Below are 14,702 nucleotides of genomic sequence, written 5' to 3'. Positions count from 1 at the left end.
TTCGCCGCATGGACTGGAGTGCCTGGCACGCGCAGTACGACGTCTTCGACTCCGCGCTGTCCCGACGCCTGCGGGCGGTCCAGGAGCAGGTCCGCACCGCGCTGTCCACCGCTCCCGCCGGGGAGCTGCGGGTGGTCAGCCTCTGCGCGGGCGAGGGGCGCGATCTCCTGGACGTCCTGGACGGGCACCCCCGTCGCGGCGACGTGCGGGCCCGACTCGTGGAGCTGGACCCGCGCAACGCGGCGGCGGCCCGGGCGACGGCCGCCCACCACGGACTGGACCGGGTCGAGGTGGTGACCGGCGACGCCGCTCTGACCGACCACTACGCCGAGCTGGCTCCCGCCCATCTCGTACTCGCCTGCGGCATCTTCGGCAACATCGACGACGCGGACATCGAGCGCACCGTCGCGGCCTGCGAGCAGCTGTGCCGTAGCGGCGGCACGGTGATCTGGACCCGGCACCGCGAGGCGCCCGACCTGGTCCCGCAGATCTGCGCCTGGTTCGAGCAGCGCGGTTTCGAACGGCACTGGGTGTCCCCCGCCGACGCCGGCTTCGGCGTCGGCGTGCACCGGTTCACCGGCACCCCACGCCGACTGGAGAAGGGCGTCAGCCTGTTCACCTTCCGCGGCTACGACGAGCTGCGGCGCGGGACGGCGCGTCAGAATCCTTGACGCGCCCCGGCCAGGTGGCCATAGTGAGGGCGATCGCACCGCCGCCCCCTCCCACCCTCGAGGGCGATGTCTGCGCTCAAAATTGTTAGCGCTAACAAATCCCGTGCATCACCATTTGCCCTCGTTCAGGACGAGACAAGAGCAAGGGAGTCCGTGCATGAACACCCCCACGTGGCTGCGCCGCGCCCGGCAGGCACTGCTGACGGGTGCGGCCGCGGTCGCACTCGCCGCAGGCGTCCTGCCCGGCACCACCGCCACCTCGCAGGCCGCCGTCCAGGGCCCCTGCGACATCTACGCCTCCGGCGGCACACCCTGCGTCGCCGCCCACAGCACCACCCGCGCGCTGTACGGCGCCTACGACGGGCCGCTGTACCAGGTCCGCCGCGCCTCCGACAGCGCCACCACCGACATCGGCGTGCTCAGCACCGGCGGCTACGCCAACGCCGCCGCGCAGGACTCGTTCTGCGCGAACACCAGCTGCGTCATCACCGTGATCTACGACCAGTCGGGACGCGGCAACAACCTCACCCAGGCCCCGGCGGGCGGCGCGGCCGGCGGGCCGGACAGCCTCGCCAACGCCTACGCCGCGCCCGTGGTCGCGGGCGGGCACGAGGCCTACGGCGTGTACGTCGCCCCCGGCACCGGCTACCGCGACGACAACACCTCCGGCATCGCCACCGGCGACGCGCCCGAGGGCATGTACGCCGTCCTGGACGGCGGGCACTACGACGCCGGCTGCTGCTTCGACTACGGCAACGCCGAGACCAGCAACACCGACACGGGCAACGGCCACATGGAGGCCGTCTACTTCGGCAACATCAAGGTGTGGGGCTACGGCACCGGCAACGGCCCCTGGGTGATGGCCGACCAGGAGAACGGCCTGTTCTCCGGCGTCAACGCGGGCTACAACGCGGGTGATCCCAGCGTCAGCGACCGCTTCCTCACCGCCCTCGTCAAGGGCGAGCCCGGCCAGTGGGCGATCCGCGCGGGCAACGCGCAGTCCGGCGGCCTGTCGACCTACTACAGCGGCGCCCGCCCGAACGTCTCCGGCTACAACCCGATGCACAAGGAGGGAGCGATCATCCTCGGCATCGGCGGCGACAACAGCAAGGGCTCCTCGGGCACCTTCTACGAGGGCGTGATGACCTCCGGGTACCCGTCCGACGCCACCGAGAACGCCGTCCAGGCGAACATCACCGCGGTCGGCTACACCACCTCCTCCGGCACGGGTTCGCTCACGCCCGGCTCGCGCGTCTCGCTCCAGGCGACCACCGCCTGCTGCACCTCGGACTACGTCAGCCACGACAGCGGCGACGACAAGGTCGTCATCTCCCCCGTCACCTCCTCCAGTTCGGCCACCACCAAGGCGGACGCGAGCTGGATCGTGCACCGGGGCCTGGCGAACAGCTCCTGCCTGTCCTTCGAGTCCGCCAACGCCTCCGGCCAGTACCTGCGGCACTACAACTTCGAGCTCTACCTCCAGCCCCTGGACGACACGGCCACCAACGCCCAGGACGCCACGTTCTGCCCGACGACCGGTCACAACGGGCAGGGCTACTCCTTCCAGTCCGACAACTACCCCACCAAGTACCTGCGCCACTACGACTACACCGTCTACGTCGCCAGTGACGGCGGCTCCAACGCGTGGGACTCCGCCACCTCCTGGGCCGACGACACCAGCTGGCTCGTCGACCAGCCCTGGGGCTGAGCGTCGGGCAGCCGTGAGCCCCCGCCCGCGGCGGCGGGCGGGGGCTCACGGGGGCGCTCACGGTTCGACGATGCGGAACGCCCGGTCGGGCTTGGTGAGGTAGGAGAAGAGACGGGCCAGCAGGGCGGGGTCGCCCTCGGCCTGGATCCCGTCGAGGCCCTGGCCGGCCAGCACACCGAGGAGCTGCGGCTTGGTCAGTGTCAGCGTGAGGCCGGCCGCCTCCTTCGGGGCGTCGGCGAGCGGCGTCTGCCGTTGGATCAGTACGCCGTTGCTGAGGATCAGCCGGTAGCGCTGCTGCTCGTCGGTCAGCGCCAGGTCGATCGTCAGTGCGTCGTCCCAGGCCCGGGGTCCGTCGACGGCCACGGCCAGCGAGTCGATGAGCATGCCGACGGTGAGGGCCATGGCCATCTCGGGGTTGGTCATGTCGACGGCGTTGTCGGCCGGCGCCTGCCGCAGCTCCTGGGCGCCGGTGAGGTAGAAGTTGCGCCAGGTGGCGTTCTCGGCGCCGTGCCCGAGCCGGGTGTAGACCTCGGCCAACGCGGACCGGGCGTCCTTGTCCTGCGGGTCGGCGAAGACCACGTGGTTGAGCAGCGTGGCGGCGAACCGCAGGTCGCCCTCGGCGGCGAACGCGCGGGCCTTGGCCACCGCCTGCTCCGCGCCGCCCGCGACCTCGACGTACCGCCGGGCCAGCTCCACCGGCGGCAGCTCCCACAGGTGCGCCGGGTTCCCGTCGAACCAGCCGAGGTAGCGCTGGTAGATCGCCTTGACGTTGTGACTGAGCGAGCCGTAGTAGCCGCGTGCGGCCCAGGACTTCTCGACGGCGGGCGGGAGCTGGATCTGTTCGGCGATCTCCGAGCCGGTCAGGCCCTGGTTGAGCATGCGAAGCGTCTGGTCGTGCATGTAGGCGTAGAGGTCACGCTGGATCGTGAGGAACTCCGCGACCTTCTCCTCGCCCCAGGTGGGCCAGTGGTGGGAGGCGAAGGCCACGTCGTACCGGCCCTCGAAGTAGGTCATCGCCTCGTCGAGGTAGCGCGCCCAGATCCGGGCGTCGCGCACGAGCGCCCCGCGCAGGGTGAGCACGTTGTGCATGTTGTGGGTGGCGTTCTCGGCCAGGCACAGCGCCCGCAGCTCAGGGAAGAGGAAGTTCATCTCGGCCGGGGCCTCGGTGCCGGGGGTGAGCTGGAAGACGATGCGGACGCCGTCGACCGTCTCCTCCTGCCCGGTGCGGGTGATGTCGACCGTCGGCGGGATGAGCGAGATCGTCCCCAGCGAGGTGCTGAGTCCCAGGCCCGTGCCGACCTGGCCTTCCGGGGACGCGGGGAGGGTGGGGCCGTACATGAAGACCGCACGGCGCGTCATCGCGTTGCCCGCGTAGACGTTCTCACTGACCGCGTGCTCCAGGAAGCCCTCGGGGGCGAGGATCGGCACGCCCTGCTCGGTGCCGTGCGGCAGGACCCCGCGGACACCGCCGAAGTGGTCACCGTGGGAGTGGGTGTAGATGACGCCGGTGACGGGGCGGTCCCCCAGGTGCCTTCGGTAGAGCGCGAGCGCGGCGGCAGCCGTCTCGGTCGAGATCAGCGGGTCGATGACGACGACGCCGCGCTCGCCCTCGATCAGGGTCATGTTCGACAGGTCCAGCCCGCGCACCTGGTAGACGCGGTCGGTCACCTGGTACAGGCCCTGCTTGGCGCAGAGCTGGGCCTGACGCCACAGGCTCGGGTCCGCCGTGGGCGGGCAGTCGGCGTCGAGGAAGCCGTAGGCGTCGACGTCCCAGACGACCTCGCCGGCAGCGTCCTTGATCACGCCCGGAACCAGGCTCTCGATCAGGCCCCGGTCGGCGTTCTCGAAGTCGGTCCGGTCCTCGAAGGGCGGACAGGACTGCTGCTGGCTCATCGGCTCTCCCTGGCGCTCTGACGGCAGTGCCGCCAGTCAAGGCGAGGACGCCCGGCGGGGCGCGCGGGGTCGGCCGAACGGGTTACCCCGCGGGCGTCCCCTGCGGTGTGGCAGAAGGGTGAAGGTTTGGTGGGGTACGGAGAACACAGGTCTCGAAGGGGTAACGTCCAGGGTTGCGGGGGCACTGACACGCATGGGAGTCCCACCGTGGCGATCGTCCTCATGGCGCTGCTCGCGCCGCTCTTCCTCCTGCTGGCCGGCCTCGCCGTCGAGAGCCGGCTGACCCTGCGCCGCAGGCGCGCCGCCGCGGCGCTGCTTGCCGAGGCGGCCGCGCTCACCACGCGCGAGGAGGTCCGCGTGGGGTCCTGACCCGTCAGGTGGGCTCAGGCCGACCGCAGGCCGCGGAAGAAGGCCCGGATGTCGGCGACCAGCAGCTCCGGCTGCTCCATGGCGGCGAAGTGACCGCCCCGGTCGAACTCCGTCCAGCGGACGATGTGGTTCGAGCGTTCGGCGACGTGCCGCAGCAGCACGAAGTTCTCCTCCGGGAAGACGGCCACGGCGGTCGGTGTGGTGGAGGGCTCCGGCGGTTCGCCCCAGTAGGCGGCGTGCGCGCGCTCGTAGTAGATGCGGGCGGATGAGCCCGCGGTGCCGGTGAGCCAGTAGAGCATGACGTCGGTGAGCAGGCGGTCGCGGTCGATCGCGCCCTCGGGGTGGTCGCGGTGGTCGGACCACTCCCGGAACTTCTCGGCGATCCACGCCAGTTGGCCGACGGGTGAGTCGGTGAGCGCGTAGGCGAGGGTCTGCGGGCGGGTGGACTGGATGTCGGCGTAGCCCTGCCTCTCGCGGTTCCAGACCTGGGTCCGCTCCCAGGAGGCCCGGGTACGGGCGCGCTCGGCGGGGCTGAGCGCGGCGAGCTCCTCCTCGGTCGGCTCGGCGGTCGCGGCCGCGCCGGGGACGAGGTTCAGGTGGGCGCCGATCACCTCACGCGGACGGATCCGGCCGAGCTCACGGGAGATCGCCGACCCCCAGTCGCCGCCCTGTACCCCGTAGCGGGCGTAGCCCAGACGCCGCATCAGCTCCCCGAACGCCGCCGCGACGCGCCGGTACTCCCAGCCCGTCTCACGGGTGGGGCCGGAGAAGCCGAAGCCGGGAATGCTCGGCAGCACGAGGTGGAACGCGTCCGCCCGGTCCCCGCCGTGTGCGGCGGGATCGGTGAGCGGACCGGCGATCCGCTCGAACTCCGCGAAGGAACCCGGCCAGCCGTGGGTGATCAGCAGCGGTGTGGCGTCCGGCTCCGGCGAGCGCAGGTGAGCGAAGTGGACCGTGGTCCCGTCGACGGTCGTCAGGAACTGCGGCCACTCGTTGAGCCGCGCCTCGGCCGCGCGCCAGTCGTAGGTGTGCCGCCAGTGGTGGACGAGCTCGCGCAGGTACCCGCCGGGGACGCCGTAGTCCCAGCCGACCCCGGGCAGTTCGTCCGGCCAGCGGGTGCGGTCGAGCCGCCGGTGGAGGTCGTCCAGCTCACTGTCCGGGATCGCGATGCGGAACGGCCGGATGCTGTCGTCGGGCTGCGTCGTCATATGAGGCCCAGCCTAGGCCCGCGCACCGTTCACGATCGACCAATTTCCAGGCCCGCCCGGCGGCCCGGTGCCGCCGGTTCCGGGTCGACGCTCACGCGCGCTCGACGCGGCGCAACCCGTTCGCGGGCGTCCACCACTCGACGACGAGCACGGTGGCCTTCTCGTCGAGATGGGTGTGCACGACCTCGGCGATGTCGGCGAGGAAGCGGTCGCCGTGTGGCTGCTCGCCGCTCTCGCCCGTCCCGTCCAGTCGCACGACCCCGGAGATCTTCGCCTCACCCGGCCACGCGGCCTCCTCGCCCTCCTTCGGGTCGACGGTGGCGCTGTGCAGCGCGAAGCGCGGGTCGCGGCGCAGGTCCGCGCCCTTGCGGGAGTCGGGCATCGACCCGAAGACCAGCTCGCCGTCCTCGAACGCCGCCTCGATCCCGGAGATCCTCGGCGCGCCGTCGGCCCGCAGCGTCGCGATCGTCTTGTGCCGATGCGCGTCGAACAACCCCCGCACCCGCCCCGCGAACTCCGGCTCCGCCCGCTCCACGTCCTGCCATGTCGTCATGACCCCATCCTGGCCGATCGGCCGCCCCGGGGTGGGCTAGGGTCGGCACATGAGTGAGAGCGTGCGGGCGCCGTTCGGGGAGTTCGGGACGGTGCGGCGGGCCGTGGACGTGTTCGACCTGCTGGCGGATCCGGTGGTCGCGGCGCTGAAAGGGTGGGAGGCCGAGCAGCCGGTCGAGGCGGTGCTCCACGTGGACACCGATCCCGAGAAGGCGGACACCGCCGTCTTCTGCGACACCTACGCGGTGCCGCCCGAGGTCTCCGCCAACTGCGTGGTCGTCGCCGCCAAGCGCGGCGGCGACGTCACCCTCGTCGCCTGCCTCGCGCTCGCGCACACCCGGGTGGACGTCAACTCCACCGTACGCAGGCATCTCGGCGCGCGACGGGCCTCGTTCGCGCCGATGGAGACCGCCGTCGCCGAGACGGGCATGGAGTACGGCGGGATCACGCCCGTCGGGCTGCCCGCCACCTGGCCGCTGCTGGTCGACGCGGCCGTGGCCGAGCAACCCTACGTGCTGGTCGGCAGCGGCCGACGCCGGGGCAAGCTGATCGTGCCCGGCGCGGCGTTCGCCTCGCTGCCGGGCGCGGAGGTCATCCCTGGGCTCGCCGGCTGAGGCTCGGGCCTCCGTGGATGTAGTGCTCCAACTGCTCGATGGTGAACTGCTGGTCGGCGATCTGCTGCTTGAGCAGGTCGCCGATCGAGACGATGCCGCTGAGGCGTCCGGCGTCCAGGACCGGCAGGTGACGCATCCGGTGCTCGGTCATCAGCGCCATGCACTCGTCCGCCGTCTGGGTCGGCTCCACGTAGCGGACCCGGGCGGTCATGATCTCCTCGACTCGGGTGGTCGCCGCCGAGCGATGGCAGAGTTCCACCTTGCGGGCGTAGTCCCGTTCGGTGACGATCCCGGCGATCCGCAGGCCGGCCATCACCACCAGGGCGCCGATCCCCTTCACGGCCATCAGGTCCAGTGCCTCCAGCACGGTCCGGTCCGGGCCGATGGTGTGGACGGTGTGGCCACCGTCGGGCTTGGCAGCAAGGACCTGCGCCACGGTCACGCTCATGCCGGCTTCCTCCTTCGTTGGCTGAACCCAGGTCCCCCGTCTCCTCCGTCTCCTCATGCCCACATCCAGGCCCCACCGAACTGATCGCGTCTCATGCCGCCCGTTCCGGGGAACCTCACCGCCCGTCGCCGTCCGGATCACCGCCGCCGGGCCAGGGCGGACGCACACTGGCAGCATGAACGCCCCCGACCCGGCCACCGTGGCCGCCCGCGCCGCCGAACGCGAGCGGCTGAGCACCGTCTACCTGCGCCCGAGCGGGGAGCGTCCCGCCTCCTCCGCGCGCGGCATCCACCACACGGCGCTGATCAGCAGCGACGTGGAGCGCACCATCCGCTTCTACCAGGACCTGCTGGAGTTCCCGCTCACCGAGGTGATCGAGAACCGCGACTACCCCGGATCCACCCACTTCTTCTTCGACCTGGGCAACGGCAACCTGCTCGCCTTCTTCGACTTCCCCGGCCTGGATGTGGGGCCGTACGCCGAGGTGCTGGGCGGGCTGCACCACATCGCCATCTCCGTCGAGCCGGACCGCTGGCGAAGACTGCGGCAGCGGGTCGCGGACGCGGGCGTCGCCCACGAGGTGCACAGCGACGTCTCGCTCTACTTCCGCGACCCCGACGGCGCGCGCATCGAGCTCATCGCGGACCCGCTGGGTGAGATGTACGGGAGTCACATCCTCGAGCGAGCCTGAGTCGGGGGTTGTCCTTCGGCGGTCACGGGGGCCGTCCCCATGGGCGCCGCCGCCGGGCCTTGCCAGGCTGGGAGCGACCACCTCCACCGTGAGCCGACGAAGGGCACGGTCTTCGACCTGGGCCGGGACCTGCGGCACCAGCCGCCCGCGCCCGCGTCGGACGCGGGCGGCCCGGCCCAGCAGGCCGTCTTCTGTGACTGAGAACAGTCTCCCGGCTCAGTAACCCTGGCTGCCGTAGGCGATGTTCTCGAAGGCGCCGTAGGTGGCGTTCGCGTAGCGGACGGCGGCGACGATGTTGTCGACCGGGTTCCAGATGTCGGTGTGGCCGGGCAGCGCGTAGGTGTCGAAGGTCGGCACGATGGTCTGCATCAGCCCCTCGGACGGGGTGCCCGCGGCCGCGTTGGAGTCCCAGTTGTTGACGGCCTTCGGGTCGCCGGAGGACTCGGTCATCGCGCGGGCCTCGATCGCGGCGGCCGGCGGGACGTGGTCGCCGTCGGCGGCCAGGATGGCCTGAGCCTGGGCGATCCAGCCGCTGAGGTCGTTCGAGTAGGTCGGCGCCGCGGCGGCGCTCGCCGACGCGGCGGCGGCAGCGGCGGCCTGGGCCTTCGCGGCCGCAGCGGCCTGCGCCTGGGCGGCGGCCTGGGCTTTCGCCTTGGCCGCGGCAGCGGCAGCGGCCTGGGCCTGGGCGGCCGCCTGGAGCTTGGCCGCGGCCTCGGCCTTGGCCTTCGCCACCGCAGAAGCGGAGGCGGAGGCGGAGGCGGACGCCTGCGCCGCGGCCTGAGCGGATGCCCGCGCCGACGCCTGGGCGGCGGCGGAGGCCGAGGCCAGCGCGGTGCGCTGCTCGGAGCGGTTGGCGGTGTCCGCGGTCGGGCGGACCACCGCGGCTGCGGCAGCCGGGTCGGCCAGGTGCGTCGAGCTGCCGCCGCCGTTGAGGGCGACGGCCGTGCCGGTGGCGGCACCGGTGACGAGCAGGGCGGCGCCGACACCGGCGGTGATGCGCTTGTCGACGCGTACCACGGCGATACGGGCGAGACGGGCGAGGGAAGACGGCTTGCGATGGCGCATGGCACTCACTCCAGGTGCGAGGGAGGTCACCCGGTCCGGCCGTGGGTGCGCTCGGCTGCGGGCACGCCAAGGAGACGCAGCAGCAAGGGGTTTCGCACACCCGGCGGCTCGTGGGCGGACAGGCCCGACCGAGCAGGGAGGGTCCGGCGTGGGGACAGGTCGGCGCTGTGGACGCCGGTCGCCGGGCTCCCGGCAGGCTCTCTGCCCGCCTGCCTCGTGCACGGTCACACGGCGTTCACAGGCGTCGCAAGAATTACCGTGGGTAACGTGCGGCACGCCACAGAACCGCGACGCGGGCCCGCGACCCGCAGGTCGGCAGGGCTGTGGCAGGGCAGACTGGTGCCAGGCCCGAGGGCCGGGCGTGGCGAGTCTGCGGAGGTGGCATGGTCCGGGGGCGTGCGGGAGGGCTCGTCGGCTGGCTGCGCGGGCACGATCCGGGGCTCGCGGCGACGCGGCGGGCCGGGCGGACCGCGGTGGTGATGCCGGCGCTCTTCGCGCTGTGCACACAGGTACTGCACTCGCCGACGATGGCGAGCTTCGCCGCGTTCGGGTCGTTCTCGATGCTGCTGCTGGTCGACTTCGGCGGGCCGATGGTGGAACGGCTGCGCGCCCAGGCCGGGCTGGCGGTGGCGTGGGCGGTGCTGATCTGCGTGGGCACCCTGGCGGCCCGGCAGACCTGGCTCGCGGTGCTCGCGACGGTGGTGGTCGGCTTCGTGGTGCTGTTCTCCGGGGTGGTCAGCTCGGTGCTGGCGGGCAGCGCGACCGCGCTGCTGCTGGCCTTCGTCCTGCCGGTGAGCGCCCCGGCGCCGCTGACGCAGCTCCCGGACCGGCTGGCGGGCGCGGGGCTGGCGGCGGCCGTGGCGTTGCCCGCGGTCGCCCTGCTGTGGCCGCGTCCGGTCGCGGATCCGCTGAGCGCCCCGGCGGCCGCCGTCTGCCGCGCCGCCGCCGAGCAGCTGCGCACCGATGCCTCCCGGCTGGCCGAACCCGGGCACCCGCGTCCGCACGCCGACCGGTGCCGGGCCGTCGCGGAGCGGACGGCCCGGGCGAGCGTGGCCCTGCGCGGGGCCTTCGACGCCACTCCGTACCGCCCCACCGGGCTGTCGACGAGCTCGCGCACGCTGGTCCGCCTGGTCGACGAGCTGACCTGGCTCAGCGCGATCCTGGCGGACCACCCGGACTACGCCGACGAGGCCCCGGCCTGCGATCCCGCCGCGCGCCTGGTGCGGCTCGGCGCCGCCGACGTGCTGGACCGCGCCGCCGAGCTGCTCACGGACCTGCGCGGCGACGCAGCCCCGCTGCGCGCGGGGATCGCCGCGCTGCGAACCGCCATGGCCGGGATGCAGCAGAGCTCGACGGCACGGTTGCCCGTCGATCGGCCTGCCGGGGAGGGCACCGCGGAGGCCTACGGCTTCCTCGGCACCCTCGACCTGTCCTTCCGCGCGCAGGAGCTGGGCTTCGCCGTGCTGCAGGTGGCCGGGAACGTGGAGCTGGCCGCCACCGCCTGGCAGCGGGGCTGGCGGGACCGGCTGCTGGGCCGTGAGCCGGGCGCGCTCAGCGCGCCGCTGGCCTCGGCCAGGGAGCGGGCCGCGGCCCACCTCGGACGGCGATCGGTGTGGCTGCACAACAGCCTGCGCGGCGCCGTCGGGCTCGGTATCGCGGTGCTGCTGGCGGACCTGACGAGTGTGCAGCACTCCTTCTGGGTGCTCCTCGGGATGCTGTCCGTGCTGCGCTCCAACGCACTGAACACGGGGCAGAACGCCATGCGGGCCGTCCTCGGCACGGTGCTCGGCTCGATCGTCGGAGCCGCGCTGCTCCAGGTGATCGGCCACCACGGCACGGTGCTGTGGTTCCTGCTGCCGCTCGCGATCCTGGTCGCCGGCATCGCCCCGGCGGCGATCTCGTTCACCGCCGGGCAGGCCGCGTTCACGGTCACCCTGGTCGTGCTGTTCAACATCGGGCAGGACCCGAACTGGCACATCGTGCTGCTGCGGATCCAGGACATCGCCCTGGGCTGCGCGGTGAGCGTCGTCGTCGCCCTGTTCTTCTGGCCCAGGGGCGCGGCGGCCGCCGTCGACCGGGCGCTCGCGGAGGCGTACGAGGACAGTGCGCGCTACCTGTCGGGCGCGGTCGACTACGGGCTCGGCCACTGCGCGGCGGACGGCCCCGGGCCCGTCGCCGGGAGCCCGGAGCGGGAGGCGCGTGAGGCGGCCGCGGCGGCGCGCCGGCTCGACGACGCGTTCCGCAGCTACCTGGCCGAGCGCGGCGCCAAGCCGGTTTCCCTGTCGGCCATGACCACGCTGGTCACCGGCGTCGTCGGGCTGCGGCTGGCGGCCGACGCCGTCGTCTCGCTGTGGCGGGACTGCGGGCGGGTGCGCACCTCCGCCGACCAGACCGACGCCCACCGCGCGATCCTGGGTGCCGCGGCCCGGGTGACGGACTGGTACCGGGGGCTCGCGGCAGGCCTGGACGGCCGGGACGCCGTGCCGGAGCCGGTTCCGCGGCGGCCGGAGTCGGCGGCCCGGCTCGTCGCCTCCGTCCGCACCGACCTCGTGGACGGCAGTGGCCAGGCGACGGCGACCGCCGTCCGGGTCATCTGGACGGGCGACCACATCGACGTCGCCCGCCGCCTCCAGCCGAGCCTCGCGGCGGCGGCCGTGAGGTCGACGGCGCGGTCGGCGGCCGCACCGCCGCCGGCCGTCACCCGGCCTTCGGGGTGAGACTGCGCTCGGCCCACAGGGTCTTGCCCCGGCCCGCGGGGCGCACGCCCCACCGCTGGGTGAGCTGGGCGGTGATGAACAGGCCCCGGCCGTTCTCGTCGGTGTCGACGGCGCGCCGCAGGTGCGGGCTGGCGTTGCTGCCGTCGGTGACCTCGCACACCAGCGTGCTGCCGCGGATCAGGCGCAGCTGGATCGGGCCCTCGGCGTAGCGGACGGAGTTGGTCACGAGCTCGCTGACGACGAGCGCGGTGTCGTCGAGGACCTCCTGGTCCAGCCCCCAGGCGGCCAGCTGGTCGGTGGTCCTGGCGCGGGCGAGCGCGACGCTCCGCGGGCTGTTGGGGAGGGTCCAGGCGTTGGTGCGGTCGGCGCCGAGCGTGCGGGTGCGGGCCAGCAGCAGGTAGGCGTCGCGGGTCGGCGGTTTCGGGGCGAGCGCGGCGGCGACGGCCTCACACGTGGCCTGGAGCGAGGGGAACGGTGCGGCGAGCACCGACCGCAGGCGGTCCGGCAGGGCGTCCGACCCGGACGGGGTGCCGGCCAGCAGCGCGGCGTTGTAGATCACCAGTGTGGAGCCCTCGGGCAGGACGCACTCGGTGACCGGGTAGCGCGGGACGCCCTGGCCGAGCGGCGGACCGGCCTCCACCTCGATGCTCTCGACCTGCCCGTCGAGACGCACCAGCAGCGGTGGCGGGTGTCCCGCGCTCGCCACGGTGCAGCGCCGGGTGATCGGGTCGTAGACCAGGTGCAGGCAGGTGGCCGACGGCGCCTCGGCGCCACCGTCGACCTGCGGCCCGGCGGCGGCCGCGCCGGGGCGCCCGGCCAGGTCGTGCAGGCGCTCGAGGATCTCGTCGGGCGGCAGGTCCAGCTCGGAGAGTGCCTCGATCGCGGCGCGGAGTTCACCCATCGCGGCCGGTGCGGCGGTGCCGGTGGTGGTGTCCCCGGCGACGAGGCTGACGCGGGCGCCGGACAGCGGGAGCGCGTCGAACCAACCGCCGCCGGTCCCGGCCGGCAGGTGGGTGCGAGCCAGCTCGACGGCCGTGGCGACGGAGGTCCGCGCGGAGGAGAAGCCGCCCGCCAGGACCCGGGCGGCGGAGCGCTCGCGCCCGTACAGGCGGGCGTTGTCCAGGCACTGGCCGGCGAGCGCGACCAGTTGGCGCGCGAGCCGCAGGTCGCGGTGGTCGAACGGGACGGGGCTGCGCCAGCGGTAGAAGCAGGCCAGGCCGAGGACCACGCCCCGGGCCCGGATCGGGACCAGCATCATGGAGTGGACCCCGGACGCGATCATCCGGGCGTCGCGGCGGCGCGCGGGGTCGAGCCACGCGGCGTCCGGGCGCAGCCGGCGGACGAGCCTGGGCGCGAGGGTGTCCAGGACGTCGCGGTATGGCGTCCCGGGCGGATTGACGTGGACCTCGCCGACGACCGGGACGCCCTGCCGGTCCCGGCCGCCCGCCGAGCGGAACCCGGCGCGGCGCAGGGTCTGGTCCCGGTCGCGGGCGTCGGCGGCGGGGGCCTGGCCGCGCAGGACCGCGTCGTAGACGTCGACGGAGACGGTGTCGGCGACTGCCGGGCAGGCGAGCTCGCACAGTTCGGCGGCGGTGCAGAAGACGTCCAGGGTGGTGCCGATCCGCGAGGCCGCGTCGTTCAGCAGGCGCAGCTCGGCCTCGGCGCGGACCCGGGCGGTGACGTCGGTCAGCGCGGCGGCGAGCCCCAGCGGGCCGCCGTCGGCGTCCTTGAGCCGGAAGACGGAGACGGAGACGACGAGGTCGGCCGCCGGGGTCCGCCGCCGGCGCACCCGGACGCGGAGGTCGCGGACCGGGATCCCGGTCTCCAGGACCTGGCCGACGGCCTGCCGCACGGCGGTGGGGTCGTCGAGGTCGAGGGCGCCCAGGATCTCGTCGAGGGTCAGGCCGAGCAGGCGGTCGGCGGGCAGCTCGCGGACCAGCCGGGCGGCCGTGTTCACGCGGACCAGCCGCAGGTCCCGGTCGTAGACGTGCAGGCCCACGGGCGACTGGGAGAACAGCGCGTCCATGACGGCGTCGCCGAGCTCCCCGCGCGCGGCGCTGCCACCGGGCTGCTCCTGACCGGCCACGGCGGACCCCTGTTCCCGTCTTCGTTCCCGTGCGTTTCGGTGCGTTCGCGTACGTTTCCGGTGCGTCCCCGTGCGCGGGGGTGGTGCGACTGCGGTCCATCCAACGCCAAGTCCGCCGCGGCGGCCACTCGTGTCAGTGGCCCGCGGCCAGCTTGACCAGCACGACGAGGGAGCCGACGGCGAGGTCCAGCAGGCCGACCACGACGGCTGCGACCTTGCCGGCGCCCATCCGCAGGCCGGCCGCACAGCCCCAGACGAAGAGGGAGGCGGCGCTGAGCCAGGTCGCCGTGTACAGGGCGGTCCGCAGCTCCATCGCCCCGAGGGCGGACAGCCCGATCAGCAGCAGCGGACCTGCCGCGCTCGCCAGCAGGGGGCTGCTGACATAGAGGAGACGACGCAGCTCGGCTCCGCGGGCCACGGTGCCGTAGACGACCCGGTGGGCCTGCTGGTCGGCGACCAGGGTCGCGAGCCAGAGTCCGACGGCGGTGGCGAGCAGGGCCAGGGCGGCGGTGGCGCGCGAACCGTGGCCGGACTGGGCGAGACCGAGGGCGACCGCCATGACCGTGAGCGTCGCGTAGACCCGCTCCTTGAGACGCTCGGAGAGCACCGCGGGTGAGGGGCGCGCGTCCTCGTCGTCCAGGTGCGCGTCGGGAGTCGCGGCGTCGTCGCCCATGACGACG

The 14,702-nt window shown here is 73.6% G+C and carries 14 protein-coding genes; 7 read left to right on the top strand and 7 right to left on the bottom strand.

What is annotated here, in order from left to right; all coding sequences use genetic code 11:
- Positions 1–8 precede the first annotated feature (8 nt).
- Both ABH931_RS07590 and ABH931_RS07585 read left to right on the top strand, forming a co-directional pair.
- A complete protein-coding gene (locus tag ABH931_RS07590) occupies positions 9–671 on the top strand; it encodes a class I SAM-dependent methyltransferase (protein WP_370111169.1) in 663 nt (220 codons plus the stop codon).
- A gap of 157 nt (positions 672–828) precedes the next feature.
- Complete coding sequence (locus ABH931_RS07585) at positions 829–2,379, top strand: alpha-L-arabinofuranosidase B (protein WP_370111167.1); 1,551 nt, start codon at positions 829–831, stop codon at positions 2,377–2,379.
- Positions 2,380–2,436: 57 nt separating this feature from the next.
- Here the strand turns inward: ABH931_RS07585 and ABH931_RS07580 are convergent, their stop codons facing one another.
- Positions 2,437–4,272, bottom strand: coding sequence for an alkyl/aryl-sulfatase (locus tag ABH931_RS07580; protein WP_370111165.1), 1,836 nt, complete (start codon positions 4,270–4,272; stop codon positions 2,437–2,439).
- 207 nt (positions 4,273–4,479) lie between these two features.
- Between ABH931_RS07580 and ABH931_RS07575 the strand changes: the two genes are divergently transcribed.
- Complete coding sequence (locus tag ABH931_RS07575; protein ID WP_370111163.1) at positions 4,480–4,641, top strand: hypothetical protein; 162 nt, start codon at positions 4,480–4,482, stop codon at positions 4,639–4,641.
- 14 nt (positions 4,642–4,655) lie between these two features.
- Here ABH931_RS07575 and ABH931_RS07570 read toward each other — a convergent pair whose 3' ends face one another.
- Together ABH931_RS07570 and ABH931_RS07565 are read right to left on the bottom strand one after the other, a co-directional pair.
- Positions 4,656–5,849 (bottom strand): epoxide hydrolase family protein, encoded by a 1,194-nt coding sequence (locus ABH931_RS07570; RefSeq protein ID WP_370111162.1) that lies wholly within the window; start codon positions 5,847–5,849, stop codon positions 4,656–4,658.
- 91 nt (positions 5,850–5,940) lie between these two features.
- On the bottom strand, positions 5,941–6,402 hold the full coding sequence (locus ABH931_RS07565; RefSeq protein WP_370111160.1) for a pyridoxamine 5'-phosphate oxidase family protein: 462 nt from the start codon (positions 6,400–6,402) through the stop codon (positions 5,941–5,943).
- A gap of 49 nt (positions 6,403–6,451) precedes the next feature.
- On the opposite strand from ABH931_RS07565, the gene ABH931_RS07560 reads away from it, so the two are divergent.
- Positions 6,452–7,015, top strand: coding sequence for a YbaK/EbsC family protein (locus ABH931_RS07560; protein WP_370111158.1), 564 nt, complete (start codon positions 6,452–6,454; stop codon positions 7,013–7,015).
- Here the strand turns inward: ABH931_RS07560 and ABH931_RS07555 are convergent.
- Positions 6,993–7,463 (bottom strand): CBS domain-containing protein, encoded by a 471-nt coding sequence (locus ABH931_RS07555; protein WP_370111156.1) that lies wholly within the window; start codon positions 7,461–7,463, stop codon positions 6,993–6,995. The genes ABH931_RS07560 and ABH931_RS07555 overlap by 23 nt on opposite strands.
- 175 nt (positions 7,464–7,638) lie before the next feature.
- Here ABH931_RS07555 and ABH931_RS07550 point away from each other — a divergent pair, with 175 nt between their 5' ends.
- Both ABH931_RS07550 and ABH931_RS07545 read left to right on the top strand, forming a co-directional pair.
- Positions 7,639–8,154 (top strand): VOC family protein, encoded by a 516-nt coding sequence (locus ABH931_RS07550; protein WP_370111154.1) that lies wholly within the window; start codon positions 7,639–7,641, stop codon positions 8,152–8,154.
- 39 nt (positions 8,155–8,193) lie between these two features.
- Complete coding sequence (locus ABH931_RS07545) at positions 8,194–8,355, top strand: hypothetical protein (protein ID WP_370111152.1); 162 nt, start codon at positions 8,194–8,196, stop codon at positions 8,353–8,355.
- A gap of 15 nt (positions 8,356–8,370) precedes the next feature.
- Here the strand turns inward: ABH931_RS07545 and ABH931_RS07540 are convergent, their stop codons facing one another.
- Positions 8,371–9,219 (bottom strand): lytic transglycosylase, encoded by an 849-nt coding sequence (locus tag ABH931_RS07540; RefSeq protein ID WP_370111151.1) that lies wholly within the window; start codon positions 9,217–9,219, stop codon positions 8,371–8,373.
- Positions 9,220–9,602: 383 nt separating this feature from the next.
- On the opposite strand from ABH931_RS07540, the gene ABH931_RS07535 reads away from it, so the two are divergent.
- Positions 9,603–11,936: an FUSC family protein gene (locus ABH931_RS07535; protein ID WP_370111149.1), complete on the top strand. Its 2,334-nt coding sequence runs from the start codon at positions 9,603–9,605 to the stop codon at positions 11,934–11,936.
- On the opposite strand, the gene ABH931_RS07530 is transcribed toward ABH931_RS07535, so the two are convergent.
- A complete protein-coding gene (locus ABH931_RS07530; protein ID WP_370111147.1) occupies positions 11,917–14,022 on the bottom strand; it encodes a SpoIIE family protein phosphatase in 2,106 nt (701 codons plus the stop codon). The genes ABH931_RS07535 and ABH931_RS07530 overlap by 20 nt on opposite strands.
- Before the next feature lie 133 nt (positions 14,023–14,155).
- The gene (locus ABH931_RS07525) at positions 14,156–14,695 is read right to left on the bottom strand and encodes a hypothetical protein (RefSeq protein ID WP_370111146.1); all 540 of its coding nucleotides are present in this window, start codon (positions 14,693–14,695) and stop codon (positions 14,156–14,158) included.
- Positions 14,696–14,702 lie beyond the last annotated feature (7 nt).

The organism is Streptacidiphilus sp. MAP12-33, assembly GCF_041261265.1.
In the GTDB taxonomy this organism is placed as follows: Bacteria; Actinomycetota; Actinomycetes; order Streptomycetales; family Streptomycetaceae; genus Streptacidiphilus.
This window is presented reverse-complemented; position numbering and strand designations above follow the sequence as displayed.